Consider the following 25381-nt stretch of genomic DNA (forward strand, 5'->3'; position numbering starts at 1 on the left):
ACCGACCGTTAAGTAAGGGGGCATCGTGAAGGTACTCATCTCCGGCGCCAGCATCGCCGGGCCCGTACTGGCCTACTGGCTGTCGCGACACGGGGTAGACGTCACCGTGGTGGAACGCTCACCGGCGCTGCGCAAGACAGGCGGCCACGCCGTCGACCTGTTCCGGCCTGCCATGGAGATCTCCGAGCGCATGGGGGTACTGCCCGAGATCGAGGCGCACGCCACCGGCACCACGGAGATGGTGATCCACCGGCCGGGCGCGTCCCGCCCCGCCCGCCTCGACTACGTCAAGATCATCGGAGCGATGTCCGACCGGCACGTCGAGATCATGCGTGACGACCTCAGCGAGATCTACTTCCGGGCCGGCCGAGACGACGTCGAATATCTCTTCGGGGACACCATCACCTCGATCTCGCCGGACGGCGATGTCACCTTCGAGCACAACGCGCCCCGACGTTTCGACGTGGTCGTCGGCGCCGACGGACTGCACTCCGGCGTACGTCGGATAACGTTCGGCGACAACGTTTCCGAGAGCTTCCTCGGGGGATACCTCTCGGTGGTGTCAGTGCCGAAGAGCTTGGCCCGTGACGGCGAGATGACCGGCTACTTCAAACCCGGCCACATGGCCGGTATCTACACCGCCGACCATCTCGACGATGCCCGCGCGGTGTACGTCTTCCGTCCGGACCGGCCGCTGGATTACGACTACCGCGATGCGGAGCGCCAAAAGTCGCAACTGCGCGCCGCGTTCGAGCACATGGGTGCCGAGGTGGACCGCTGGCTGGACGAGGTCCAGCGGACGCCGACGTTCTACTTCGACGCCATCACACAACTGCAGATGTCCACGTGGTCGCGGGGCCGGGTGACCCTCGTCGGCGACGCCGGGTACTGCCCCGGACCCGCTGTCGGCGGTAGTACCAGCCTCGCGGTGTACGGCGCCTATGTCCTGGCCGCCGAGATGGTGCGGGCCGGTGATGATTACGCCGCGGCGTTCGCGGCCTACGAACGCACGATGCTCGCGCCGGTCCAGGGCAGCCGAAAGCTGGCCCGGGTGAACGCCAAAACCGTGGTGCCGACGAGCGGATGGGGTATCCGCGCGCTGGTGGGCGCGGGCCAGTTGATCTCGCTGCTGCCACTGGGTCTGGTCCAGTCACTTGCCCGGCTCAACACCAAGGGAGTACGGCTCTACGACACCATGCCGCTGCCTGACTGGCCCGATCGACGGCCGTCCGGAGCCTAGGTGCGTCGTTAGTCCTCGATGAAGGTGACTGTCTCGTCGAGAGGCGCGCGGCCGGTACGGATGTAGTTAACCGAGACGTCCTCGTACCCGATCGACATACCGCAGAAGAGCATGAGCTCCTCCGGGGGCGACACGAACGCCGCGACGGTCTTGCGAACCTTCGCCCACGACATCTGCGGACAACTGTGCAAGCCCTCAGCGCGCAGCAGCAGCATGACCGTCTGGAGGTACATTCCCAGGTCCGACCACTGGGGCCGCCCGAGGTCACGGTCGACATAGCAGAACAGCGCGGCGGGCGCTCCGAAGGCGTCCCAGTTCGCGATGGCTGCCCGCTGCCGGGCCTCCCAATCCGCCCGGACGATACCGAGCGCGCTGTAACGCTCCTTGCCGAATTGGGATCGGCGCTCGCTGTAGGGCGATTTGAGCTCATCGGGATACATCACGTACTCCGGCTCGTCCCACGGGTCACCGGCGGCGACGCGCTCGACAGCAAGCTTCCTGAGCCGTGCGAGCGGTTCGCCGGTCAGCACGAAAATGTGCCAAGGCTGGAGGTTCGAACCCGACGGCGCCCAGGCGGCTGCCGACAGCACGCGCTGCAGCACCTCCTTCGAAACGGGCTCGTCCGTGAACCCACGCACCGCACGCCGGGTCGTAACCGCCTCATAGACGTCCACAATCACCCACCTTTCCGAGTGGACCCGATACGACCTGCCGTATTCAGCCTGACGGCTGCCGGACGCGGACGCGCCCTTGGAAGTCCGTAGTCAGTGGTCGGTCATGGCGGTCGGTCATGGCGGTCGGTCAGGACGTGACGCTCAGCTCGCCCACGAGATCGTGCGCAGCTGCCTGCGGGAGGTGATACCGAGCTTGACGAACACCTTCCGCAGATGCCATTCGACCGTATGAGTGCTGATGAACAGTTGGGCACCGATCTCCTGGTTGGTCAAACCCTCGCCTGCCAGCCGTGCGATCTGAGTCTCTTGGCCCGTCAACGCGTCACCCGAACTCGCCGGTTGCTTGCGCACCTTTTCACCGGTAGCAACCAGTTCCCGGCGGGCCCGCTCGGCGAAGGCCTGTGCGCCCATCCGCGTGAACATCTCATGAGCCTCACCGAGTTGGCGGCGAGCGTCGATACGCCGGTTCATACGGCGCAGCCATTCGCCGTACAACAAGCCCGCCCGCGCGCGGTAAACCCCGAAGCTGGTGCGCCCCAAGTACTCGATGGCCTCGCGGTAGAAATCCTCGGCTCTGTCGTCCTCCGCAATCAACGCCCGGGCGTAAGCCACGAAGCCCCGAGCCAAGTCGGCTGTGCTGACCAGTCCTCGTTCGACCACCCGATGCGCCGCGAGCGACGCTGCGTCGCGCTCCCCCACGCGCACCGCTGCCTCCGTCAGCTCCAGCAGGCACCAGCCGTGAAATCCGAGGTTCTCGAATTCACACGCCCCTCTCACGGCGGTGAATGCCTCCTCATATCGTCCGAGAGCGTTGTAGAGCACGGCACTGAGGCCCCCGGCGGCATCAAGCGCCCGACCTTCGCCCCGGTCGGCCGCGGCAGCGGCCACCGCCTTCAACTTGCCGATCGCATCGTCATTGCCCCTCCACGCGGCAAGCGACAGCACGTGATACCTCAAGGGCGCATCACCCGTTGCCGCGGCGATCAGGTTCGCCTCATCGAAAAGGGTTGCTGCCGTCATGAACTCACCGGCGAACACATGGGCGCCGGCCCGGAAAGCCAGCGCCGGCGGAAGCACCGCCAGGGCCCCCGCATCACGGGCCTGCCGAACCAAAGCGGTGGCCAATCGCTGCCAGAGCCCGTCGTCCCATACATCAATGGCGGCCGCATCCTGGACGATGGTCAGCCCCAGTGACATCCACTGCAGCGCTTGTTCGTCGTTGCTCTTCGCCTGGTCACACATGAGTTCCAGCGCGGAACGGAGCTGATCGGCGCCGGTGGTGATGCTCCCCGACAGCCGGCTCGCCAAGCCACTCAACAACAGATCGATCGGCCGCTTCAAGTCCGCCACCCGGTCCACCGCGCGGCATGCGGCGTCGGCCACTGTCGCCAGTAGGCCATCGCCGAGCCGCCCCGCGTACATCGAAGCGACGAGCGCCTCGAGATACGTCTCGCGGGCCAGGTCGTCATCCAAGCCTTCCAGCCGCTGGGCCGCCTCGAAGAGTTGAGCCGCGGCTCCGCTGAGCAGACGGCCACCGCCGGCACCCCCGCGTCTGCGGGCGAACTCGATCTGGGCGCTCAATCGTATGGCCTTGGCGCGCTGCAGGTCCGACAATGGCGCGAGTTCGGCAATCGCGAGAAGCTCGCCGGCCGACGCTGGCGCCGCCGCAACGAGTTTCGCCTCCGCGGCAGCAAGCGCTCGTGCGCCACGCAGTGCCGGATCGGCCGTCAGGACAGCGGCGCGCTCCAGAAACGCTGCCGCGGCCGCGATACCGCCGCGGCTCTGGGCCCGCGCGGCCGAGGTTTCCAGCTCCGCGGCCACCACATCGTCGGGCCCGCCGGCCGCGTTGGCGGCATGCCACGCCCGACGGTCGGGATCGGACTGCGGATCAGTGGCAGCTGCCAGTGCCCGATGGATGGCCCTGCGATCGGTCAGATCGGCCGCGCGGTAGGCGGCCGAGCGCATCAGCGGGTGGTGAAAGCGCATGCGCGGGCCGAACTCGATCAAGCCGGCAGCCTCAGCGGGACCCAGTGCGTCGATCGGAATGCTCAGTTGCTCGGCAGCACGCACAAACAGAGAAGGGTCGCCCACCGGCTCGGCGGCCGCGAGCAACAGCAACTGTCGGGTCAGTGGTGGCAGGTCCTGAATGCGGAGGATGAAGCCTGCTTCTGTGGCCGCCGCCGAGCCGCGCTTACCCGCGATCCAGAAACCTCCAGACAGCTCAGCCGCTGTCACGTTGCGGGGCACGTCGAGCAGGGCCAGAGGAATGCCGCGCGTCTCCGCAACGATGCGGTCGCGCACCAGCGGGTCGATTCCTCCCACCATCACCGATTCCAGCAGGTCGCGCGCGTCGTCTGCGGACAGGCCACTGATCGACAGGTGCGGCAAGCCGACCAACTCCTGCGCGCCGTCGTCGCGGGCTGCGAACAGAACGGCGATCGGCTCGGCCAGCAGACGCCGTGCAACGAAAGCCAGTGTCTGGACCGACACCTGATCCAGCCACTGCGCGTCGTCGATGACGCAGAGCAGCGGTCGGTCATGGGCGGCCGCCGCAAACAGGCTCAAGACGGCGAGCCCGACCAGGAACCGATCCGGGGTCGGACCGACACCTCGGCCGAACGCCACGACCAGCGCCTCACGCTGCGGATCCGGCAATTCATCGACGTGCGCCATCAGCGGCGCGCACAACTGTTGCAGCCCAGCGAATGCCAGTTCCATATCGGACTGGACGCCTGCCACCTGAACGCAGCGGATCCCCGAGGCCTGCTCAACGGCGTAGTGGAGGAGTTCGGTCTTGCCGACGCCGGCCTCACCCCGGAGTACCAGCACCTGGGAACTACCTGCTCGCGCCGTCGAGATCAGCCCGCGTAACACCGTGCACTCGTCTGCGCGGCCGCGCAGACGTTGCCCCTGACCCTGGCTCGACATAGGCACCACCGCGTGATTTTGCAGTGGACCTTACCGTTTTGGCGACCGTACCGATTTGCTGTTCGCCGAGTTTTCCGATCGCCGACACCTCACGAATCCGCGCACCGGTGGCTGGTTGCGGCACGACCACGCACTTTCAAGGGCGCTCGGGACTGCGCAGTGGCGTGATGCTCAGCTCTGCCCGGTTCAACAATCGAGGAGATCTGATGAGCGAAACAAATACGCTGCCGCGCAACACCTCAAGCTCCGACGAGTTGGTGCCGTCGCGCTACGCGATGCGCGTAGGCGACATCGAAGTGATGGTGATCAGCGACGGAGTGCTGCCCATCGCAGGCAAGACCATCGCCTACAACGCCGACTCGGCCGACCTGGCGTCCTGGATGAACGACCAGTTCCTGCCGCCGGATGTGCTCGACTGGCCGCTCAATGTGATCGTGGTGCGCAGCGGCGGCCGCACGATCCTGGTCGACGCCGGGCTCGGGCTCGAGTTTCCGGACTTCCCGACGGCCGGGCGGATGGCCGCGCGGCTGCAGGCTGCCGGGGTCGACCTCGCATCTGTGACCGACGTGGTACTCACCCACCTGCACATGGACCACATCGGCGGCCTGCTCGGCGACGGACTACGAGAGCGGCTCCGTCCGGACCTGCGGGTCCACGTGGCGGCCGCCGAGGCCGAGTTCTGGGAAGCGCCCGATTTCTCCCGCACCGCCATGCCGGACGGTGTTCCCGATGCGCTTCGCTCCGCCTCCGCACGGTTCTTGGAGCAGTACCGCAGCCAATTGCGGCCGTTCGAGACCGAATGCGAGGTGGCGCCGGGCGTACTCGCGGTTCGCACCGGCGGCCACACTCCCGGGCACAGCGTGGTCCGCCTGGCCTCCGGTGCCGACAGGCTGACATTCGCCGGTGACGCGGTGTTCCAGGTCGCGTTCGAGCACCCCGAGTGGTTCAACGGCTTCGAGCACGACCCCGAGGAGTCTGCCCGCGTCCGCATTCGTCTCCTGCAGGAGCTGGCCTCGACCCGCGAGGCGCTGGTCGCCACCCACCTACCGTTCCCGTCCGTGTGTCACGTTGCCAACGCCGGCAACGCCTTTCGTTGTGTGCCTGCTGTCTGGGACTACTGAAGAGTTTTGAACGACGGTCGTCGGCGGCCGGGCGTAACGTGACCGCATGGGCGAACTTTCCGAGCAAGTGATCGCGTTCCTGTCCGAAGGCACCCGTACCGCGGTGCTGGGTTGGGTTGCGGCTGACGGCCGACCTTTGGCGGCGCCGGTGTGGTTCGTGGTGGATGACGGCGCGCTCGTCTTCAACACCGGCAAGGACACCGCCAAGGGCCGGGCTCTGGCTCGTGACCCGCGAGTGGTGCTGTGCGTCGACGATTCCAAGCCGCCGTATGGCTTCGTCCAAGTCCAGGGCGTCGCGTCGATCAGCGAGGATCCCGACGAGCTTCTCGACATCGCCACCCGCACCGGCGGCCGGTACATGGGTGCCGAGCGTGCCGAAGAATTCGGCGCGCGCAATGGCGTGCCCGGGGAACTCGTGGTGCGGGTGAAACCGACGAAAGTCCATGCCGCGTTCGACGTGGCGGATTGAGGTGGCCTGATGGGAACCGGAGTGCCCGAAATTTCGGCGTTCGCCGACATGCTGTCCAGCGATCACGGGCTCTGTGTGCTGAGCACGCTGCGCCGCGACGGCAGTATCCAGTCCTCGGTGGTCAATGCCGGCGTGATGGCACACCCGGGCACCGGTGAACCCGTCGTCGCCCTCGTGGCCATCGGCGGAGCGCGCAAGCTCGCGCACCTCCGCCAGGATCCGCGGGCCACCGTCGTCGCCCGCGCCGGCTGGCAATGGGTGACGGTCGAGGGCACGGCCGAGATCATCGGGCCCGACGATCCGAGCCCTGACACCGACGCCGAGAAACTACGGCAGCTGTTACGCGCGGTCTTCCAAGCGGCCGGCGGCACGCACGACGACTGGGATACCTATGACCGCGTGATGCGCGAGGAGCGTCGCGCCGCGGTGCTGATCTCGCCCGTCAGGGTGTACTCGAACCCTTCCTGACGACAAGACGTGAAAACCCCCAAAATCCTTGGAAATTGGGGGTTTTCACGTCTGGTCGCGCTAGGAGTTAGCCCTCCAGCGAGGCGGGCGGCAGGAAGCGGTCGCCGTACTTGGCGGCCAGCTCCTTGGCCCGAGCGACGAACGCCGCCTTGCCAACACCACCGGCACCTTCGTAACCGACGATGAACTGGGCCGAACCACCGGTGTACGGCGGGAAGCCGATACCCATGATCGAGCCGATGTTCGCATCAGCGGTCGAGGTGAGAACGCCCTCGTCGATGCACTTCTGGGTCTCCAGCGCCTCGGCGAACAGCATGCGGTCGATCATGTCCTGCAGCGGCGGGGTCGAGGACCCGGACTTGAACGTCTCCCGCAGGCCGGGCCACAGCTGGGTCCGCTTGCCGTCGACGTACTCGTAGAAACCGGCACCCTTCAGACGCGACGGGCGGCCGAGCTCGATCATCTTCTCCACGACAGCCTCCGCCGGGTGCGGCACGTGGGTGCCACCGGCGGCCTCGACACCCTCACGGGTGGCGACGGCGATCTTGTGCATGAGTTCAAGGTTCAGCTCATCCGACAGCTGCAGCGGCGCCGCCGGGTAGCCGGCCTGCGAACCCGCCTGCTCGATGGACGCGGGCTCGACGCCCTCGCCCAGCATGGCCAGTGCCTCGTTGACGAAGGTGCCGATCACGCGGCTGGTGAAGAAGCCGCGGCTGTCGTTGACGACGATCGGGGTCTTGCGGATGGCCAGGGTGTAATCGAACACGCGGGCCAGCGCCTCGTCAGAGGTCTTCTCGCCCTTGATGATCTCCACCAGTGGCATCTTGTCGACAGGCGAGAAGAAGTGGATACCGATGAAGTCCTCCTGGCGCTTCACACCGGTCGCCAGACCGGTGATCGGCAGCGTGGAGGTGTTCGACCCGAGCAGTGCGTTGGGCTCGACGATGTCCTCGATCTCCTGGAACACCTTGTGCTTGAGTTCCTGGTTCTCGAACACGGCCTCGATCACGAAGTCGACGCCCTTGAGATCCTGCGGATCGGCAGTCGGGGTGATCTTGGCGAGCAATGCGTCGCTCTTCTCCTGCGTAGTCTTGCCACGCTTGAGCGCCTTGGCCTCGATGCCCTCCGAGTACGCCTTGCCCTTCTGGGCGGCCTCGATGGTGACGTCCTTGAGGACGACGTCGTAGCCGGCCTTGGCCGACACATAGGCGATACCGGCGCCCATCATGCCCGCGCCCAGCACACCGATCTTCTTGATCTCCTGCTTGGCGATGCCCTCGGGCCGCGAGGCGCCACCGTTGATGGCCTGCAGGTCCAGGAAGAACGCCTGAATCATGTTCTTGGCAGTCTGGCCGGTGACCAGCGAGACGAAGTAACGGCTCTCGATGCGGCTCGCGGTGTCGAAGTCGACCTGCGCACCCTCGACCGCGGCGTCCAGGATGGCGCGCGGTGCGGGCATCGGGGCGCCCTTGAGCTGCTTGCGCAGCAACGCCGGGAACGACGGCAGGATCGCCGCGAGCGCCGGGGTGGACGGGGTGCCGCCGGGGATCTTGTAGCCCTTGACGTCCCACGGCTGCGTGTGGGCTTCCGGGTTGGCCTTGATCCACGCCTTGGCGGCGGGGATCAGCTCGTCGACCGAGCCGACGAGTTCATCGACCAGGCCGGTCTCCTTCGCCTTGGTCGGGTTGAACCGGGTGCCCTGACTCAGGACCTCCATGAAGGCCTTCTGGATGCCGAACATGCGCACCGTGCGGGCCACGCCGCCACCGCCGGGCAGCAGGCCCAGGGTGACCTCGGGCAGACCGATCTGGCTCCCCTTGACGTCGGCGGCGATGCGGTGGTTGGTGGCCAGCGCGATCTCCAGGCCGCCGCCCAGCGCGGCGCCGTTGATGGCGGCCACGACGGGCTTGGGCAGGGTCTCCAGCTTGCGGAGGTCGGCCTTGATGGTCTCGACCATCTCGAACGCCTCAGCGGCGTCGTCGGGCCCGATGTTCATCATGCCCTTGAGGTCGCCACCGGCGAAGAAGGTCTTCTTCGCGCTGGTGATGACCACACCGGTGATCGAATCCTGCTCAGCTACAAGCTTTTCCACGACATTGTGCATGGATTCCTTGTAGTGCTCGTTCATCACGTTGGCCGAACCGGTCGGATCGTCCAGCGTCAGGGTGACGATGCCGTCGGCATCCTTGTCCCACTGAATGGTGTTCTCTGCCATGGCTTTTCCTTAGACTCGCTCGATGATGGTGGCCACGCCCATGCCGCCGCCGATGCACAGCGTGATCAGGGCACGCTTGGCGCCGCGACGCTCGAGCTCGTCGACCATGGTTCCGGTGATCATGGCGCCGGTGGCGCCCAGCGGGTGGCCCATCGCGATGGCGCCACCGTTGACGTTGAGCTTCTCGTCGGGGATGTTGAGGTCCTTCTGGAACTTCAGCACCACGGAGGCGAACGCCTCGTTGAGCTCGAACAGGTCGATGTCATCGACGGTCAGGCCGGCACGGTCCAGCACCTTCTTGGTGGCCGGGGTGGGGCCGGTGAGCATGATGACCGGGTCGGCACCGCTGGTGGCGGTGGCCACGATGCGGGCGCGCGGGGTCAGGTTCTGAGCAGCCCCGGCGCTCTCACTGCCGATCAGCAGCAGGCCGGCGCCGTCGACGATGCCCGAGCTGTTGCCACCGGTGTGGACGTGGTTGATCTTCTCGACGTAGTGGTACTTCTGCAGCGCCACGTCATCGAAGCCGCCCATCGCACCGATACCGTCGAACGCGGTCTTCAGCTTGCCCAGGCTCTCCACGGTGGAGCCGGGACGCATGTGCTCGTCGTGGTCGAGAACCACGAGGCCGTTCTGATCCTTGACCGGGACGACCGACTTGGCGAAGTAGCCGCCGGACCAAGCCGCGGCCGCGCGCTCCTGCGACCGCGCCGCGTAGGCGTCGACGTCCTCGCGGGAGAAGCCCTCGATGGTGGCGATCAGGTCGGCGCCGATGCCCTGCGGAACGAAGCCGATGCGGTAGTTGGTCTCCGGGTCAGAGGCCCAGGCGCCGCCGTCGGAGCCCATCGGAACACGGCTCATCGACTCGACACCGCCGGCCAGCACCAGGTCGTCCCAGCCGGAACGGACCTTCTGGGCGGCCAGGTTGACTGCCTCAAGGCCCGACGCGCAGAAGCGGTTGAGCTGGAAACCACCCGTGGTCTCGGGCAGTTTGGCCACCAGGCCCGCGGTGCGGGCGATGTCGCCGCCCTGGTCGCCGACCGGGGACACCACGCCCAGGATGACGTCGCTGATCAGCGTCTCGTCCAGGTCGGGGTAACGGCTGCGGATCTCCTCGATCAGGCCGACAACCAGGTTGACCGGCTTGATCTCGTTGAGTGCGCCGCCGCGCTGCTTGCCACGGGGCGTGCGGATCGCCTCGTAGATGAAGGCTTCTTCGGACATGTGTCTACTCCAGGTCCTGTTCAGGTTGGGTTGTGGAGCCACCCAGCGAATGTGGGCAGCACGCTGACCGCAGCCTAACAGGCTCGCCCAACCCGTTGGTTGGGCCTATGCTCAGCATCTCCTGTGTGCGAGTGCCGGACCAACCCCGGCGCAGTTTTCTACCTCTGGGCTGTGCCACGCGAGGCGCAGCGACCCTCAAGTGGAAAACGGCGTGGCAGCAGGCAATGCCTCACCCCAGCGCCTCACCTTCACCCGACGCCGTTTTCGACGCCAGGGCTGCCCACGCGAAATGCAGCGACCCTCAAGTGGAAAACGGCGTGGCAGCAGGCAATGCCTCACTCTCACCCGTCACCGTTTTCGACCCCAGGGCTGCTCCCCGCGAACCGCAGCGACCGTCAGGTAGAAAACCGCGTGAAGGGGCGAAGGTCAGGCCGAGCGCGGCGCTTCGATCTCGATCAACGACGGGTAGTCGGTGTAGCCGATGGGCCCGGGGGCGTAGAAGGTCGTCACGTCGGGCTCGTTGAGTTCGGCACCCAGGATCAGCCGGTCGATCAGATCCGGGTTGGCCAGGAAGGCCCGCCCCACCGCGGCCGCACTGATGGCGCCCCACTCGGCGTAGCCCTCCAACTGTGAGAAGTCGGTGCCGGAGTTGCGGCCGGTGTTGAGCACGAACGTTCCCGACCACACGGCGCGGATGACGCCGAAGGCGTGCTCGGCCGGGTCGATGAGCACGTGCAGGTAAGCCAGGCCAAGTGGTGCGATGCGCTCCAGCAGCGCCTCATAGGTGCTGACCGTGTCGTCTTCCCGCATATCTCCGGCGGTGTTCCCGGGAGAGATCCGCAGCCCGACCCGGCCGGCGCCGATCTCGTCGACCACGGCCTCGACCACCTCAGCGGTGAACCGAGCCCGGTTCTCCGGCGAGCCGCCGTAGGCATCGGTGCGCTGGTTGACCACATCGGAGCTGAACTCGTGCAGCAGGTAGCCGTTGGCGCCGTGGATCTCCACGCCGTCCATGCCCGCGTCGATCGCCCGGCGCGCGGCCGCACGGAACTGCCCGACGATCTCCGCGATCTCGGCGGTGTCGAGCGCCCGGGGCGTCGGCAACGGCTTCTTGCCGGCAGGCGTGTGGGCGAGCAGGTCGGCGGCGATCGCCGACGGCGCGACCGGATCGAACCCGCTGATGTCGGGGTGCGCCATGCGGCCGACGTGCCACAGCTGGACGAACATCTTGCCGCCGGCGGCGTGCACCGAGTCCGCGATCTCGGCCCAGCCATGCTGATGACGGTCGGTGTAGATGCCCGGCGTGTTCATGTAGGCGCCGTTGGCGGTCTCGGCGACCGCCGTGGCCTCGCTGATGATCAGGCCCGCGCCCGCCCGCTGCGTGTAGTACTGCGCGGCCAGCGGCGACGGGGTGCCATCGGCATCGGCGCGCGAACGCGTCAGCGGCGCCATGAACAGACGGTTGGCGGCAGCCGTGTCGCCCACCTGGATCGGCTGCAGCAGCGCGGCGTCGGCGTTCAGTTTGTAGGTCACGCCGATCTAAAGCGCCGTCGGCATCCCGATCATTCCCGCACTAGCCTCATGCAACATGACCGTCACACGGCTGCAGCCCTATGCCGTCACCATCTTCGCGGAGATGTCTGCGCTGGCCGCCCGGCTGGGCGCGGTGAACCTCGGACAGGGTTTTCCCGACGAGGACGGCCCGGCCGAGATGCTCAAAGTGGCGCAGAACGCGATCGCCGAAGGCCACAACCAGTACCCGCCCGGGCTCGGCATCCCCGAGCTGCGCCACGCGATCGCCGCGCAGCGCAAACGCCACTACGGCATCGAGTACGACCCCGACACCGAGGTGCTGGTGACCGTCGGCGCCACCGAGGCCATCGCCGCGTCGGTCCTCGGGCTGGTCGAGCCGGGCTCCGAGGTACTGGTGATCGAGCCGTTCTACGACTCGTATTCACCCGTGATCGCGATGGCCGGGTGTGTGCGCACCGCCGTACCGCTGGTCGCCGACGGCGCCGGCTTCAGGATCGACATTGACGGTCTACGCCGGGCGGTGACGCCCAGGACGCGCGCGCTGATCCTCAACTCCCCGCACAACCCGACCGGCGCCGTGGCCTCCGATGCCGAGCTACGCGGCGTCGCGGCGCTGGCCATCGAGCACGACCTGCTGGTGATCACCGACGAGGTCTATGAACAGTTGGTGTTCGGTGTCCAGCACCTGCCGTTGGCCGGCTATCCCGGCATGGCCGAGCGGACCGTGACCATCTCCAGCGCGGCCAAGATGTTCAATGTCACCGGCTGGAAGATCGGATGGGCCTGCGGCCCTGCCGACCTCATCGCCGGGGTACGCGCCGCCAAGCAATATCTCAGCTACGTGGGCGGTAGCCCTTTCCAGCCCGCGGTGGCCCATGCGCTCAATCACGAGGACGGCTGGGTGGCCGACCTGCGGGAGTCATTCCAGGCCAAACGGGACCGGTTGGGCAACGCCCTGGCCGACATCGGATTCGAAGTGCACGACAGCCGGGGCACATACTTCCTGTGCGCCGACCCACGGCCACTCGGCTATTCGGACAGCACGCAGTTCTGTGCCGAGCTGCCGCACAAGGCCGGAGTGGCCGCGATCCCGATGTCGGCATTCTGCGACCTCGAGGCCCCACACGCTGATCTGTGGAATCACTTGGTGCGCTTCGCTTTCTGTAAGCGCGACGACACCATGGAAGAGGCGATCCGCCGGCTCGGCGTGTTGCGGAGCTAGCTTTCGTCGCTCAGTTCGACGGCGCGTTCCCTGGCCGTCATCGCACCCCAGATGCCATAGGCCTCCGGAGCGGAAAGGGCGTGCACGCGGCATCGTTGCAGCACCGGACATTCCCGGCAGATCGCCTTGGCGGCGTCCTCCCGCCGGCGCAGCTGGCGTCCCCGGACCTCATCGGGGAAGAAGACCTCTGCCGGATGGTCCCGACACAGGCCGCGCAGCTGCCAGCTCCATTCATCCAGCGCGGGTGGTGGCAGATTGCGCGGTGAGCGGTAGACCGGGATGGAAGGGCGAGGGGCGGCTGTGCCAGGTATCGATTGGCGCGCAACGATTTCCAGTGGCGGATGGTTGTCGAAAAGCGTGCGGGACAAGGCATTCACCCCTTCGGCGGACGTGGCGTGTGGCCTGCCATGCTGCCAGCCCAGCCCGAGACGCCACGCTGTCAGCATGTAAGGAATCAGCCGCAGATCCCGACACTTTGCTGCCCCATTTCGCCACGCCGTGCGCGATCGAGTGGTAGGCCCTGTCTCCACCGGGACGGGTGCGATTCGAGTAGTCCGATACTCGCGCGCAGCGTCCAAGTATTTGCCACCATCGTAAAGACACTGGTGGGAGGGCTGATGAACCTCGAATCGACAACGCTTGGCCGCGCTGCCGGCCTCATCGCGACCGCGGCGGCGGCAATGCTGACGGTGGCTTGCAGTGGAGAGACCAAGAGTGACCCGCCGCCGCCTCCGCCTCCGGCGAGTGGGAGCGCGACACTGCCGTCGACCACAACCACAGCGTCAGGGCCGGCCACCACTTACAGGGCCCCGACAACCACCGTCAATCCAGGCGGGTACACCAGTACGACGACGTCGACCACGACAACGCTCACCGTCCCGGGGCCGACCACAACATTGCCCACTCCGACGATCACCACAACCACCCCCACCACCACGGATGTGCCGTCGGTTCCGTCGACCACTCAGGCGCCGCCAACGTGAGCGACGATGCAAAGTCGCTCACCCAATCGGCGGAGCGGTGGCTGAGCCTGGCGGCCCTCGTGGTCGCGCCCACTTCGCTGGTCACCGGGTTGTGCTACTTCTTCGGCCTGCTCTTCATCCGAAGCAAGCTGCAGTATTTCGGTGTCGACCCGTCGACGCTGGGTTACACGTCGGCTGACTATGCCGTCACCACCGTGGGGCTCTTCTTCTTCGCAACCCTGCGCGTGTTGATCGTCCTCGCGGTGCTGGTGGTGCTTGTCGTGGCTCTCCGGCACTGGGCCGGCACCGGGCGCCGAATCACGTTGTTGCGCACCATCGCATGGTTGTCGGCGGCCCTCGGCGCAGTGAGCTTGACCGCCGCCGTGGTCTGGCTGGCGTCGGAGCTCAATCTGATCAAGTGGATCGTCGACAACCCCACTCAGATGCACATGGCGGTCACGATCGCCGCCGGAATCGCACTCCTGGCTGCCGGCTATTGGATTCTCACCCTCACCGGGTTGGGCCGGCTACCCAAGATGGCCGAGCGGGTACTGCTGGCCTTGGCGGCCACAGGCCTGGTGGTGGCACTGTTCTGGGCCACCGACCTGTACGCCGTCGATCAGGGCAAGGGCCACGGCAGGTATGCGTCAACACACCTGTGGGCGGCCGACGGTGAGTACACCGCGGTGCAACTCGACACCACTGAGGCGCTGAACATTCCGGACAACCTGGTGAAGATGACGGTGCTGCCTTCCCAGGGTCCACCTGCTGCACCGATCTACCGCTACCAGTGTCTCCGCGTCCTGGAAGCACATGCGGGCCGCTACGTGCTGGTGCCGGCCAAGTGGTCACGGGAGCAGGGTTACGCCATCACCGTGACGCCCGATGCGACACACCGCGTCACGTCGGTGGTGGACTCGACACCCGTGGCGAAGGGGGCGACAGTCGACGAGTTCTGGCAATGCCCGGAGGTGGTCCGCACCTACCAGAAGCCCGACCTGGAGCCGATCATGATCGGTCCCGAGCAGGCACAGACGCTCGTCGGCGCCGACAATCTCAGTACTACCGGCCCTGACACCAACAGCGACACCGCACCCGCAAACGGGCAGCCCACGTCGAAAGGTTGTGTACCCGAAGGAGATCCGGCCGCACTCCCCGCGGCGCTGCCGCCGTATCCGGAAGGCATTGCCGCGACGCGGGAACGCGAGATCGCGGGCGGCGAAGCATCCAAGCGGGTGCGGTTGCAGCAACGGGTGATGATCTTCCCTGACCCCTCAGCGGCCGAAAATTTCATGGCCGCCGTGCAGGATCACTGGGGATATTGCACGGGCAAGACCATCGCGGTACATCGACAGGGGCAGGCTCAGCCACGCACCCTCGGCGCGCGCGTGGTGCAAAACAGCGTTCTGTCAGTGACGGATTCAGCGCCATCGAGTTCAGTCGCCGACTGCGCCCACGCCCTGGCCGCCAAATCCAATATCGTCGTCGCGGTCGACCTGTGTGGCGCCGAGGAGCCGGCTCAGGCGGCCGCGGTCGCCTTCGACGTGCGTAAACGTATTCCCACCGACTAGGGCAGCGTGGCCGCCACCGTCCACAGCGCGGCCAAATCCTGCGGCTCGGTCCGGATCGGGCTGAGCGCCACATCGGTGGCCCCGGCGTCGAGATAGCTCTGCAACTGTGCGCGGACTTGCTCCGCCGTCCCGACCGCCGCCAGTTCGGCGACACCGGAAACCTGTTCGCGGGCAATCACTTTCTGATATGACGGAATGGACTCATAGAACGCCAGCTGTTCGGCGGCCGTGGCACGGGCCGCGTCCGCATCATCGTCGACGAGTACCGGCACCATGGCCACCACCTTCGGCTGCGGCCGGCCCGCCGCCGATGCCGCCTCGGTGATCGTCGGCACGATGAACTCTCCCACCGTTCGCGGGCCCGCGAGATACGGCAACGTCCCGTCGGCCAATTCACCTGTCACCCGAAGGGCTTTCGGCCCCATCGCGGCGACGTACACGGGGACCGGGGTGCCACCGGGCACGTCGACGGGCCACTCGGGACTCGCGGTGAACGCGGCCCCATGGAAGTCGACCGCACGATCGTCGAAGATTGCGCGCAGCACCTGGAGGTGCTCCCGCAATCGCCCCACCGGATCGGCCCACACCGTCCCGAAGGCCTGGTGCTCGGGTGCATGCGAGCCCAGACCGAGCCCCAGCGTGAAGTTGCCGTGCGTGCCCGCCTGCGCAGTCTGCGCGGCAGAAGCCACCAGCAGTGGATGCCGCGGATTGAGCGGCACCACCGACGTGCCCACACCGAGACCGGGGACCGCGGCCCCGATCAACGCGGCCAGGGTGATGGCATCGGCATCGAAGCGTTGGGCCAGCCAGATCTGGCGGACACCGGCCGCATACGCGGTGCGCGCCTGTGAGATCGCGGCGTCGACGAGGTTGGGGGCGGACGGGTCGGGGGCGAGGACTACTCCGGTCGGCATACCGGCACCAACCGCCCGGCCAGTCCGGGCTATTCCGTTCTGCTCACGCTGCGCCATACCGGCGACAAGCCGGAAGAGTTGATCACGACCGCCGTGAACGGCTCATGACGCGCTGCCGCAGGCGCTCGATGGCCACGTCGAGGACGAGTGTCCGTGCGCGCTTGACGAGGAACTCCGGGATCGGCATCGCGAGGTCGACGATGACGTCGAACCGCACCCGGGTCCTGTCCACCTCCGGGGTCAGGTTGTATTCGACGTGCTGCCCGCGCTGCTGCATGTTGGGTTCGGCATCCCACACCATCCAGTGGTCGCCCCAATGGAATTCGAGCAGCTCTTTGTCGGTGATGCCCAGCAACCGCATCGTCGCCCTGACGTGGTGCGGCTTGCCGTCGGGGTAGCGGTCGATGACCTTGACGCGACGGTGCAGTGCAGACCAGGACGGCAGCGCGTCGACATCGGCGAGCACCTCCATGATCGCCTCCGGCGAGGCGTCGAAGACCTCCTCGCGTGATGCCCGTACGGCCATATCACCGAATGTAGCGACCCGGGCCGCCAAAGGTCGGCATTTGGCGGCCGACAGCAAACACCGAAACGGCTGGGCTCAGCCTCGCGCGACGATCACCGGTGTGGTCGAGGAATTGACGACCGCGGAACTTACCGACCCGAGCAGCAGTCCGGTGAATCCGCCGCGTCCGCGATTGCCGACCACGACCAGCTGCGCGGTTTCGGCCTGGGCCAGCAGTTGCCGGGCCGGCTTGTCGGGCATGACCACGCGCCGCACCACGACGTCGGGATACCGCTCGCCCCACCCGGCCAACTGCTCGGCAAGCGCCCGCTCGGCATCCGCGCTCAGGTCTCCCCACTTCATATCGGGAAACTCGGAGTTCAGATCGGTCCAGGTGTGCACCACCACGAGCTCCACACCACGGCGCGACGCCGCGTCGAAGGCGATCTCGGTGGCGAACTCGGAGGCGCGCGATCCGTCGACCCCGACCACCACTGGCCCCTCCGACGGATAGTCGTTCTCAGGGATCACGGCGACCGGTCCGTGGGCATGAGCCGCGAGACTCGAGCTGACCGATCCGAGCAACCGGCGTCCCCATTTGCTCAGACCACGGGAACCCACCGCCACCAGATCGGCATGCCGCGAGTAGTCGATCAGGGTGGCAACCGCATGCCCGGGAACCGCTTTCGCGATGATCCGAGGCTCCTGATGGCCGGCGATGGTGGTGACAGCGACGCGGCGCGCGGCATCGAGCACCTCCTGGCCCTGCTGATCCTGGTAGTCCCAATAGTCCTGGGGCAACGCGACATCCAGCCAGATCGGTGACGCAGCGCCCGGCAGCGCGTTCACCAGCGTGAGCCCCACGCCCCGCAACACGGCCTCGCGCGCGGCCCAGGCGACTGCCGCGTCCGACGACGCCGATCCGTCAACTCCGACGACGATGCCGTGCCGTACGTCGTGATCACTCATCCGAATCTCCTTGTGCCGCGCGGCAGATGATCACCGGCACGGGGCTGTGGTGTAGCAGGTTGAGACTCGTCGAGCCCAGCAGCACACCGGCCAGTGCGTTGCGGCCCCTGGACCCGACCACCACGAGTCCGGAGTCGTCGACATGTTTCAGCAGCGCCTTGCCGGGCGAGTCCGGCTCGATGAAGCACTTGGCATCGACGCCCGGGTGGCGCTTGTTGTGACCGCCGACGGTCTCGGTAAGGGCGGCCAGTTCGGCGGACTCCACGCCATCCCAGTCGATCAGCAGCGGGATGGTGACACCGGTCTCGGCCGGTGCGGCCAAGGACAGCGAGCGCACCGCGTGGACCGCCAGCCCGAACTGATCGGCGAACTCGAATGCCGTCGCAAGCGCGGCCTGCGCAGCTGCACTGTCATCGACGCCGACCACCACGGGCCCATCCCCCGGCACGAGCCGGTCTCCGCGGAAGGCAACCACCGGGCACGCGGCCCGGGTGGCAACCGACAGCGCCGTCGACCCGAGCAGCAGCGCCGCGGCCGGGGTCACCGTCTTACCGCCGAGAACGACGAGACGCGCGTCGGCTCCGGCGTCGATCAGTACCTGATCGGCGGGTTCGTTGAACGAGACCGTGGACACCGCCAGCTCGGGCTGGCCGTCACGCACGGCCTGCTCAGCGGCCTTGAGGAACGCGTCCGCCATATCGCGCTGGTACGACATCATCGCTGCGGTGAATGCCGCCGCGGTCTGGGTCAGGTTGCGGCCGACGGACGGCAGTGCGTGCACGATGCGCAGCGGCACGCCGAACCGCGCCGCGACCGCGCCGGCCCAGCGTGCCGCGGCGAGCGCACCGTCGCTGCCGTCGATTCCAACCACTACGGGTGCGTTCGAGGAAGTCACACCCTCATCGTGGCTGCTGCGCGTCGCAATGGCCAGGGACCAAAGACCCTGGCTGCCTGTCAGCTCCAGCCGATGTCGGCGATGTCGGTGCTCGACTGCGGTGGCCGTCCGGGTGCGGCCGGCGAGGTCCGGGAGAACCTCGGAGCAGGGGCGGCCTGCGCGACACCGTCGACGGTGACCAGCGTCGACCGGGCCTGGAGATGCTCGCTCTCGGCGGCCTCACCCCAGGTGAGCACCGGCGTCACACAGGCGTCGGTGCCGGCGAAGATCTCGGTCCACTCCGCCCGGGTCTTGGTGGCGAACCGCTCAGTGAAGATGGCCCGCATCTCGTCGTAGCGCGTGAGCTCGAACTGGCCCGGGATCTCGCCGGGGTCCAGGCCGAGACCGGCGACCAACTGTGCGAAGAACTGCGGCTCTATGGACCCGACCGCCATGTAACCGCCGTCGGAGGTCTCGTAGGTCCGGTAATACGGGGCGCCGCCGTCGAGCAGGAACGACTCACGTTCGTCGCGCAACGATCCGGTGGCCCGCATGGTCCACATCATCTGCGACAGCATGCTGACCCCGTCGACCATCGCGGCGTCGATCGCCTGCCCCTTACCGGAGCGCTCCCGCTCGAACAGCGCGGTGACGATGCCGATCACGACGAGCATCGAGCCGCCGCCGAAATCCGCGACGAGATTGAGCGGGGCCACCGGCGGGCGGTCGCGGTAGCCGATGGCCGATAGGGCGCCCGTCTGTGACAGGTAATTGATGTCGTGGCCGGCGGTGGTGGCCAGCGGGCCGTCCTGGCCCCAGCCGGTGATCCGGGCGAAGATCAGCCGCGGGTTCACGGCCTCGCACTCGGCGGGACCGATACCGAGGCGCTCACAGGTTCCGGGCCGGAAGCAGTCCAAGAGCACGTCGGCCTTGGCGACCAGATCCAGTAGCTTGCCCGGCTCGGCCTTGACGTCGAGGTCCACGATGCGCTTGCCGCGGTGCAGCAGGTCGACGTTCTCGGCCGGCATGGTCAGCCCACCCGGTCGGCGCACCCGCACGACGTCGGCGCCCAGGTCCGACAGCATCATCGCGGCGTGCGGCCCGGGGCCGATGCCTCCGAGTTCGATAACTCGCACTCCGGCGAGCGGTCCGGTATTGGTCATGCGAGGCACACTAAAGGATGAGCGAAAACCCCTACACCGTCGGCGACTACCTACTCGACCGGCTCGCAGAACTCGGGGTCACCGAGGTCTTCGGCGTTCCCGGCGACTATCAGCTGGAATTTCTCGACCACATACTGGACCACCCGACGCTTCGGTGGGTCGGCGGCGCGAACGAACTCAACGCCGGCTACGCCGCCGACGGCTACGGCCGGCTGCGTGGCATGGCCGCACTGGTCACCACATTCGGGGTCGGCGAGCTGTCGGCGGCCAACGCGATCGCGGGCAGTTACGCCGAGCATGTGCCGGTGGTGCACATCGTCGGCGCGCCGTCCAAGGATTCCCAGGGTGCGCGCCGGATCGTGCATCACACACTCGGTGACGGCGACTTCGAGCACTTCCTGCGGATCAGCCGCGAAATCACCTGCGCCCAGGCCAATCTGGCGCCCGCGACGGCGACCCGTGAGATCGACCGCGTGCTCTCAGAGGTGCGCGAGCAGAAGCGGCCCGGCTACCTGTTGCTCGCCACCGACGTGGCCAGGTTCCCCACCGAACCTCCCGCCGCGCCGCTGCCCCGCTACACCGGCGGCACGAGTCCCCGGGCGCTGTCGATGTTCACTGCCGCCGCCGCCGAGCTGATCGGGAAACATCGGCTGACCGTGCTCGCCGATTTCCTGGTGCACCGACTGGACTGCGTCGACGAACTCAACGCGCTGCTGGCGGCCGACACCGTCGGCCACGCCACCCTGATGTGGGGCAAGAGCCTCGTCGACGAGAGCTCACCGAACTATCTGGGCATCTATGCCGGTGCGGCCAGCGAGGATTCGGTGCGCGAGGCGATCGAGGACGCGCCGGTGCTGGTGACCGCCGGCGTGTTGTTCACCGACATGGTCAGCGGATTCTTCAGCCAGCGTATCGACCCCGCGCGCACCATCGACATCGGTGTCAACCAGAGTGTGGTGGCCGGACAGGTCTACGCCCCACTGGACATGGCGGCCGCGCTCGGCGCCCTCACGGCGATCCTCAGCGAGCGCGGCGTCACGTCACCGGCGCTGCCCCCGCTGCCCGCCCGGCTTCCTGTCGAGCCACCGGGCCGGGACACCGCGCTGACTCAGGAAGCCCTGTGGGACAGGCTTTCTCAGGCACTGACCCCCGGCAACGTGGTGCTCGCAGATCAGGGTACGTCGTTCTACGGGATGGCCGGACACCGGTTGCCCTCGGGGGTGACGTTCATCGGCCAACCTCTCTGGGGCTCCATCGGTTACACACTGCCCGCCGCGCTCGGCGCCGGGCTCGCCGATCGCCTGCGCCGCACGGTGCTGCTGATCGGCGACGGCGCCGCCCAGCTGACCATTCAGGAACTCGGTGCGTTCGGCCGCGAGGGCCTGGCCCCTGTCGTGGTGGTGGTCAACAATGACGGTTACACCGTGGAACGCGCAATCCATGGCGTCACAGCCGAATACAACGATATCGCCGGGTGGCGCTGGACCGAGCTGCCCGCAGCGCTCGGCGTCCCCGATGCACTCACGTTCCGGGTCAGCACCTTCGGGGAGCTCGACGATGCCCTGACCAGGGCCGCGGCCGCGCGCGATCACATGGTGTTCGTCGAGGTGATGCTCGGCCGGATGGACATCCCGCCCCTGCTGACCGAGTTGGCGCAGTCCGCCTCGGACGCCAATTCGAGCTAGCCCGGCGACGCGCGACATCGGAATCGAGTAGGTCACTACTCTATGCGGCGCCGCGCCCCCTGGATGGAATGGCAGTTGTATCGCCTACCTCACAGGGAGAACGTCCGATGTCGACAGAAATCTTCGCGAAAATTGGTGACATCAAAGGTGAATCGGTCGATATCAGGCATCCCGACGAGATCGATGTGGTGTCGTTCTCGTGGGGTGTCGCCAACAGCGCCACCGCGGCACCGGGTGGCGGTGGCGGCGCGGGCCGGCCGACGTTTCAGGATCTGCTGTTCGTCCACGCCATCGACAGCGCCACACCCGAACTGCTGCTCACCTGTGCCACCGGGCGGCATCTGCCACAGGCCACGATCAGTCACCGCAAGGTCGGCGAAACCCAGGACTATCTGACCGTCAAGCTCTCCGATGTGACCGTCACCGCCGTCGCCCAGAGCGGCGCCGAGGTTCAGCCATACACCGAAACGGTGAGTCTGCGGTTCGGGAAGGTCGACCTGCTGTACCGACGGAGGCGCCCGGACGGCTCCTTGGACGAGGGCAGGCACTTCATCTTCGACGTGCGAACCAACCAGCCCGGCTGACCGCGCCCGGAGGCTCAGCCCTTCTTGACCTTGAGCACCTGCTTGCGCAGACCCTCGGTCGCGGTTTCCACGCCGCCCTTCATGGTCCGCTTCAGGATGAAGCCCGGCAGTGGCACCGACAGGTCGATCGTGATGTCGAACCGAACCTTGGTCTTGTCGCCGTCGGGGGTCAGGGTGTAGCTGGCGTCCTGAGCCTTGAGTTGCCCGGCGCTCACCAGCGTCCAACTGACCTTGTTCTCGCCCCAGGTGTATTCGATCACCTGCTCGTCGGTCAGCCCGGCGGCCTTCACCGTCATCTTGACCTGCTTGGGCCGGCCATCGTCGTAGCTCTCGAGGATCTCGGCGCGCTGGTATTGCGGCGACCAGCTCGGTGTCGCCTCGACGTCGGCGACAACGTCGAGGATCTCCTGCGGGGTCGCCTCGATGACTACTTCACGGGAATCGCTGGTTGCCATGCGGCGAGATTACTCGGCGCTAGGCTCAGGATATGAGCAATGCCGTCGATCCGACCGCTCGTCCCAGCGGACCCGGATGTGCGGAGTGCACGGCCGCGGGTGGCTGGTGGGTACACCTGCGGCGTTGTGCGGCGTGCGGGCACATCGGGTGCTGCGATGATTCGCCTGCCCGTCACGCGTCGGCGCACTGGGGCGAAAGCGGACATCCGATCATCCGCTCGTTCGAACCGGGCGAGGACTGGTTCTGGAACTTCGAAACCAACGAGTACTACGACGGGCCCGAGCTCGCCCCGCCGCAGCATCATCCGAAAGATCAGCCGGTGCCGGGCCCGAAAGGCCGGGTGCCGCGGGACTGGGCCGAACAGTTGCGGAACCGTTAGCCGTTAGCCGGCCAGCACCGCCTTGGCCGCGTTGTAGCCGGGGATGAAGGTGATTCCGGGGCCGCCGTGGCATCCTGCGCTGGCCAGGTACAGGCCGTCGATGGGAATCGGTTGACCGACATACCCTTTGGGACCGGGGCGGTTGGGACCCATCTGCTCGGGATGAATGAGACCGTGGCAGTAGTCGCCGCCCGGTGCGCCGAACATGGTTCCCATGTGGCGCGGCGTGAACGTGGTGTGGCGGATGATCCGGCGTTCGAAATCCGGTGCCAACCGGGCGATCTTCTCGATCACGCGCCGGCCCATCTCGGCTTTCGTCTCTCCGTACCCTGATGTGGACTCCTCGACGGGGAACCACAGCGCAAACGCCGAGGCCGCATGCTTGCCCGCCGGGGCCAGCGTCGGATCGTGGGCTGAGGGAATCTGGAAGGCGATCGCGGGATCGGCGGGCACGATCCCGCGGCGGGCGTCCTGCCACTGCTGTTGCAGTTCTTCGGGAGTGCTGAAAAGCCCGATGGCAGCTTGCATCTCAGGATCGTTGAGCATCTCGTACGGGCTGTCGAAACTGGGGGCTCCGTCGAGCGCGAAGTGCATCTGCAGGTAGCTGCCGCGGTGGTCGATGCGGGTGAACCGCTCGCGCACCTCGCCCGGCAGCGCCTCGGCGTCGATCAGCTTGGTGACCGTGGTGTCCGGGGCGATCGCCGATACCACGATGGGCGCGGTGATGGTCGTGCCGTCGACCAGCCGTACTCCGGTGATCCGGCCGGCCTCGACCGATATCCGATCGACACTGCTGCGCAACCGCAGCTCACCGCCGGCCGCGGTCAGCATGCCGCCCAGATGTTCGGTCAGAGCACCGATTCCACCCACCAGCTTCTTCATCAGCACGGCGTTCTCGTCGGGCACCGCCAGTCCGTACGCCAGCGCGGCCGCACTGCCCGGCGTCTCGGGCCCACGGTAGGTGGTGTTGACCGCAAGAAAGGCCAGCATGCCACGCAACGCGCCGTGCTTGTCCCGGTCCGGTAGGTAGCGGTCCAGCACGTCGCTGACCGATCCGAACAGCAGGTCATCGATCGCGGCCCGCTCGGATTCCGTTGTCGCACAGGAATACATCTCATCGAGTGAGCGGGGTGGACGGCCGGCGTCGAATCGGCCCAGCGCCCGGGTGGGCGCCATGCTCCAAGACATCAGCCCGGCCATCCCCGCCACCGCGTCGGCGCCGTGGACCTCACCGAGGTGGGCCAGCATCTTCATCGGGTCGGCGTAATAGACCACCGGTGGGTCTCCGATCCCGCGCAGCGACACCGACATGACCTCGAGGTCCACGGTCGGCAAGCTGTCCAGCCCGAGTTCGGTGCTGACGACAGCCGAGGTGGGGAACTGCAACGAGCCGGCGATCTCGAACCGGTAGCCGTCGAACAATTCCACGGTGGATGCCATGCCGCCGGCATATCGCTTGGCCTCCAGACACAGGGTCCGCATTCCGGCCCGGGCCAACATGGCCGCAGCGGCCAGCCCGTTGTGCCCCGCGCCGATCACGATCGCGTCGTAGTCCGCCATCGACTGAGGCTGACACCGACCCGCATGTTTTGTCAATAATGACAAAACATCAATCAAGCCCGGTTCGCAGCGCCTCCAGGGCGGTCCGGCACATCCGCGCCAGTTCGGGCAGTGAGCGCTCTCCGGCCTTGTCGCCGACCATCCACAACTCCATGGCACCGAACACCGCGGCCGCGACGCATCGGGCCGTGACCACGATCCGCAGCCCGTCGTCGCCGTGCGGCACCTCGCCTCGGCGCGCCACGAGCCGCTCGGCGACCGCGTCGGCGAAGTCGGATTCGACCTGCCGGATGTGTCGGACGATCCGATCCGGATCGAGTTCGGCCGCGCGCATCCCGGCGATCTTGGTCACCGCGTCGACGTCATACGGGAAGGCCAGGACCGCGGACTGCACCGAGTCGAGGATCGATTCGGTGGCCGGCCGCTCGGCCAGCGCGGCCCGGAACCAGTGCAGGCCCGCGTCATAGTCGGCGAACAGCAGATCGTGCTTGGACGTGAAGTGCCGATAGAAGGTGCGCAGCGATACGCCGGCGTCGGCGGCGATCTGTTCGGCCGACGTGTCCTCGACGCCCTGGGCGAGGAACCGCACCAGCGCGGCCTGGCGCAACGCCTCGCGAGTGCGCTCACTGCGCGCGGTCTGCGCCGGCCTGGCCATGCCGGTGAAGTTA

24 protein-coding genes are annotated in these 25381 nt (G+C 67.2%); 9 read left to right on the forward strand and 15 right to left on the reverse strand.

What is annotated here, in order from left to right:
* The first annotated feature begins 25 nt into the window (after positions 1 to 25).
* Entirely contained in the window at positions 26 to 1240 is a 1215-nt protein-coding gene (locus tag QQ25_RS26415; RefSeq protein WP_039382039.1) for an FAD-dependent monooxygenase, read from the forward strand.
* An 8-nt stretch (positions 1241 to 1248) separates the two neighbouring features.
* Here QQ25_RS26415 and QQ25_RS26420 read toward each other — a convergent pair whose 3' ends face one another.
* Positions 1249 to 1914, reverse strand: coding sequence for a nitroreductase (locus QQ25_RS26420; protein ID WP_039324975.1), 666 nt, complete (start codon positions 1912 to 1914; stop codon positions 1249 to 1251).
* A gap of 141 nt (positions 1915 to 2055) precedes the next feature.
* The gene (locus tag QQ25_RS26425) at positions 2056 to 4842 is read right to left on the reverse strand and encodes a helix-turn-helix transcriptional regulator (RefSeq protein WP_039382040.1); all 2787 of its coding nucleotides are present in this window, start codon (positions 4840 to 4842) and stop codon (positions 2056 to 2058) included.
* 206 nt (positions 4843 to 5048) lie between these two features.
* Between QQ25_RS26425 and QQ25_RS26430 the strand changes: the two genes are divergently transcribed.
* The 3 genes from QQ25_RS26430 to QQ25_RS26440 are packed head-to-tail and all read left to right on the forward strand — an operon-like array spanning position 5049 to position 6900.
* Positions 5049 to 5963, forward strand: coding sequence for an MBL fold metallo-hydrolase (locus QQ25_RS26430; RefSeq protein ID WP_039325214.1), 915 nt, complete (start codon positions 5049 to 5051; stop codon positions 5961 to 5963).
* A gap of 46 nt (positions 5964 to 6009) precedes the next feature.
* A complete protein-coding gene (locus tag QQ25_RS26435; protein WP_039324979.1) occupies positions 6010 to 6432 on the forward strand; it encodes a PPOX class F420-dependent oxidoreductase in 423 nt (140 codons plus the stop codon).
* 21 nt (positions 6433 to 6453) lie between these two features.
* Positions 6454 to 6900: a TIGR03618 family F420-dependent PPOX class oxidoreductase gene (locus QQ25_RS26440; protein WP_198530877.1), complete on the forward strand. Its 447-nt coding sequence runs from the start codon at positions 6454 to 6456 to the stop codon at positions 6898 to 6900.
* A gap of 67 nt (positions 6901 to 6967) precedes the next feature.
* On the opposite strand, the gene QQ25_RS26445 is transcribed toward QQ25_RS26440, so the two are convergent.
* The 3 genes from QQ25_RS26445 to QQ25_RS26455 form a co-directional block, all read right to left on the reverse strand.
* Positions 6968 to 9115 carry a 3-hydroxyacyl-CoA dehydrogenase NAD-binding domain-containing protein gene (locus QQ25_RS26445; protein ID WP_039382042.1) on the reverse strand — a complete coding sequence of 716 codons (2148 nt, stop codon included), beginning with the start codon at positions 9113 to 9115 and terminating at the stop codon, positions 6968 to 6970.
* 9 nt (positions 9116 to 9124) lie between these two features.
* A complete protein-coding gene (locus QQ25_RS26450; RefSeq protein ID WP_039382043.1) occupies positions 9125 to 10336 on the reverse strand; it encodes an acetyl-CoA C-acetyltransferase in 1212 nt (403 codons plus the stop codon).
* Positions 10337 to 10762: 426 nt separating this feature from the next.
* Complete coding sequence (locus tag QQ25_RS26455; RefSeq protein ID WP_039382045.1) at positions 10763 to 11869, reverse strand: alkene reductase; 1107 nt, start codon at positions 11867 to 11869, stop codon at positions 10763 to 10765.
* 55 nt (positions 11870 to 11924) lie between these two features.
* Between QQ25_RS26455 and QQ25_RS26460 the strand changes: the two genes are divergently transcribed.
* Positions 11925 to 13091 (forward strand): pyridoxal phosphate-dependent aminotransferase, encoded by a 1167-nt coding sequence (locus QQ25_RS26460; protein ID WP_039382047.1) that lies wholly within the window; start codon positions 11925 to 11927, stop codon positions 13089 to 13091.
* Here QQ25_RS26460 and QQ25_RS31590 read toward each other — a convergent pair.
* On the reverse strand, positions 13088 to 13537 hold the full coding sequence (locus tag QQ25_RS31590) for a WhiB family transcriptional regulator (RefSeq protein ID WP_082017699.1): 450 nt from the start codon (positions 13535 to 13537) through the stop codon (positions 13088 to 13090). The genes QQ25_RS26460 and QQ25_RS31590 overlap by 4 nt on opposite strands.
* 353 nt (positions 13538 to 13890) lie before the next feature.
* Positions 13891 to 14055 carry a hypothetical protein gene (locus QQ25_RS31015; RefSeq protein WP_157847854.1) on the reverse strand — a complete coding sequence of 55 codons (165 nt, stop codon included), beginning with the start codon at positions 14053 to 14055 and terminating at the stop codon, positions 13891 to 13893.
* Between the two features lie 15 nt (positions 14056 to 14070).
* Between QQ25_RS31015 and QQ25_RS26470 the strand changes: the two genes are divergently transcribed.
* Entirely contained in the window at positions 14071 to 15624 is a 1554-nt protein-coding gene (locus QQ25_RS26470) for a sensor domain-containing protein (RefSeq protein WP_039382049.1), read from the forward strand.
* On the opposite strand, the gene QQ25_RS26475 is transcribed toward QQ25_RS26470, so the two are convergent.
* The 5 genes from QQ25_RS26475 to QQ25_RS26495 form a co-directional block, all read right to left on the reverse strand.
* The gene (locus tag QQ25_RS26475; protein WP_039382051.1) at positions 15621 to 16538 is read right to left on the reverse strand and encodes an LLM class F420-dependent oxidoreductase; all 918 of its coding nucleotides are present in this window, start codon (positions 16536 to 16538) and stop codon (positions 15621 to 15623) included. The genes QQ25_RS26470 and QQ25_RS26475 overlap by 4 nt on opposite strands.
* A gap of 82 nt (positions 16539 to 16620) precedes the next feature.
* Positions 16621 to 17064 (reverse strand): SRPBCC family protein, encoded by a 444-nt coding sequence (locus tag QQ25_RS26480; protein WP_039324994.1) that lies wholly within the window; start codon positions 17062 to 17064, stop codon positions 16621 to 16623.
* Positions 17065 to 17139: 75 nt separating this feature from the next.
* Positions 17140 to 18012 carry a universal stress protein gene (locus tag QQ25_RS26485; protein ID WP_039324996.1) on the reverse strand — a complete coding sequence of 291 codons (873 nt, stop codon included), beginning with the start codon at positions 18010 to 18012 and terminating at the stop codon, positions 17140 to 17142.
* On the reverse strand, positions 18005 to 18907 hold the full coding sequence (locus QQ25_RS26490; RefSeq protein WP_039382053.1) for a universal stress protein: 903 nt from the start codon (positions 18905 to 18907) through the stop codon (positions 18005 to 18007). Before QQ25_RS26490 ends, QQ25_RS26485 begins: the two co-directional genes overlap by 8 nt.
* 59 nt (positions 18908 to 18966) lie before the next feature.
* Complete coding sequence (locus QQ25_RS26495) at positions 18967 to 20049, reverse strand: CaiB/BaiF CoA transferase family protein (RefSeq protein WP_039325001.1); 1083 nt, start codon at positions 20047 to 20049, stop codon at positions 18967 to 18969.
* A gap of 17 nt (positions 20050 to 20066) precedes the next feature.
* Here QQ25_RS26495 and QQ25_RS26500 point away from each other — a divergent pair, with 17 nt between their 5' ends.
* Both QQ25_RS26500 and QQ25_RS26505 read left to right on the forward strand, forming a co-directional pair.
* Positions 20067 to 21734, forward strand: coding sequence for an alpha-keto acid decarboxylase family protein (locus tag QQ25_RS26500; protein WP_039382054.1), 1668 nt, complete (start codon positions 20067 to 20069; stop codon positions 21732 to 21734).
* 107 nt (positions 21735 to 21841) lie between these two features.
* The gene (locus tag QQ25_RS26505; protein WP_039382056.1) at positions 21842 to 22318 is read left to right on the forward strand and encodes an Hcp family type VI secretion system effector; all 477 of its coding nucleotides are present in this window, start codon (positions 21842 to 21844) and stop codon (positions 22316 to 22318) included.
* A 14-nt stretch (positions 22319 to 22332) separates the two neighbouring features.
* Here the strand turns inward: QQ25_RS26505 and QQ25_RS26510 are convergent, their stop codons facing one another.
* Positions 22333 to 22773, reverse strand: coding sequence for an SRPBCC family protein (locus QQ25_RS26510; RefSeq protein ID WP_039325007.1), 441 nt, complete (start codon positions 22771 to 22773; stop codon positions 22333 to 22335).
* Between the two features lie 32 nt (positions 22774 to 22805).
* Here QQ25_RS26510 and QQ25_RS26515 point away from each other — a divergent pair, with 32 nt between their 5' ends.
* The gene (locus tag QQ25_RS26515; protein WP_039382058.1) at positions 22806 to 23153 is read left to right on the forward strand and encodes a UBP-type zinc finger domain-containing protein; all 348 of its coding nucleotides are present in this window, start codon (positions 22806 to 22808) and stop codon (positions 23151 to 23153) included.
* 3 nt (positions 23154 to 23156) lie between these two features.
* Here QQ25_RS26515 and QQ25_RS26520 read toward each other — a convergent pair whose 3' ends face one another.
* Positions 23157 to 24713, reverse strand: coding sequence for a phytoene desaturase family protein (locus tag QQ25_RS26520; RefSeq protein WP_039382059.1), 1557 nt, complete (start codon positions 24711 to 24713; stop codon positions 23157 to 23159).
* Positions 24714 to 24762: 49 nt separating this feature from the next.
* Positions 24763 to 25368 carry a TetR/AcrR family transcriptional regulator gene (locus tag QQ25_RS26525; protein ID WP_039382061.1) on the reverse strand — a complete coding sequence of 202 codons (606 nt, stop codon included), beginning with the start codon at positions 25366 to 25368 and terminating at the stop codon, positions 24763 to 24765.
* Between the last annotated feature and the right edge of the window lie 13 nt (positions 25369 to 25381).

The organism is Mycolicibacterium setense (genome assembly GCF_000805385.1).
Taxonomy (GTDB): Bacteria; Actinomycetota; Actinomycetes; order Mycobacteriales; family Mycobacteriaceae; genus Mycobacterium; species Mycobacterium setense.

Bases quoted from the DNA above. Each gene is read 5' to 3' on its own strand.
- QQ25_RS26425 (WP_039382040.1), bottom strand. From the start codon at position 4,842: ATGTCGAGCCAGGGTCAGGGGCAACGTCTGCGCGGCCGCGCAGACGAG.
- QQ25_RS26430 (WP_039325214.1), top strand. From the start codon at position 5,049: ATGAGCGAAACAAATACGCTGCCGCGCAACACCTCAAGCTCCGACGAG.
- QQ25_RS26435 (WP_039324979.1), top strand. From the start codon at position 6,010: ATGGGCGAACTTTCCGAGCAAGTGATCGCGTTCCTGTCCGAAGGCACC.
- QQ25_RS26445 (WP_039382042.1), bottom strand. From the start codon at position 9,115: ATGGCAGAGAACACCATTCAGTGGGACAAGGATGCCGACGGCATCGTC.
- QQ25_RS26450 (WP_039382043.1), bottom strand. From the start codon at position 10,336: ATGTCCGAAGAAGCCTTCATCTACGAGGCGATCCGCACGCCCCGTGGC.
- QQ25_RS26460 (WP_039382047.1), top strand. From the start codon at position 11,925: ATGACCGTCACACGGCTGCAGCCCTATGCCGTCACCATCTTCGCGGAG.
- QQ25_RS31590 (WP_082017699.1), bottom strand. From the start codon at position 13,537: ATGCTGACAGCGTGGCGTCTCGGGCTGGGCTGGCAGCATGGCAGGCCA.
- QQ25_RS26475 (WP_039382051.1), bottom strand. From the start codon at position 16,538: ATGCCGACCGGAGTAGTCCTCGCCCCCGACCCGTCCGCCCCCAACCTC.
- QQ25_RS26480 (WP_039324994.1), bottom strand. From the start codon at position 17,064: ATGGCCGTACGGGCATCACGCGAGGAGGTCTTCGACGCCTCGCCGGAG.
- QQ25_RS26485 (WP_039324996.1), bottom strand. From the start codon at position 18,012: ATGAGTGATCACGACGTACGGCACGGCATCGTCGTCGGAGTTGACGGA.
- QQ25_RS26495 (WP_039325001.1), bottom strand. From the start codon at position 20,049: ATGACCAATACCGGACCGCTCGCCGGAGTGCGAGTTATCGAACTCGGA.
- QQ25_RS26500 (WP_039382054.1), top strand. From the start codon at position 20,067: ATGAGCGAAAACCCCTACACCGTCGGCGACTACCTACTCGACCGGCTC.
- QQ25_RS26505 (WP_039382056.1), top strand. From the start codon at position 21,842: ATGTCGACAGAAATCTTCGCGAAAATTGGTGACATCAAAGGTGAATCG.
- QQ25_RS26510 (WP_039325007.1), bottom strand. From the start codon at position 22,773: ATGGCAACCAGCGATTCCCGTGAAGTAGTCATCGAGGCGACCCCGCAG.
- QQ25_RS26515 (WP_039382058.1), top strand. From the start codon at position 22,806: ATGAGCAATGCCGTCGATCCGACCGCTCGTCCCAGCGGACCCGGATGT.
- QQ25_RS26520 (WP_039382059.1), bottom strand. From the start codon at position 24,713: ATGGCGGACTACGACGCGATCGTGATCGGCGCGGGGCACAACGGGCTG.
- QQ25_RS26525 (WP_039382061.1), bottom strand. From the start codon at position 25,368: ATGGCCAGGCCGGCGCAGACCGCGCGCAGTGAGCGCACTCGCGAGGCG.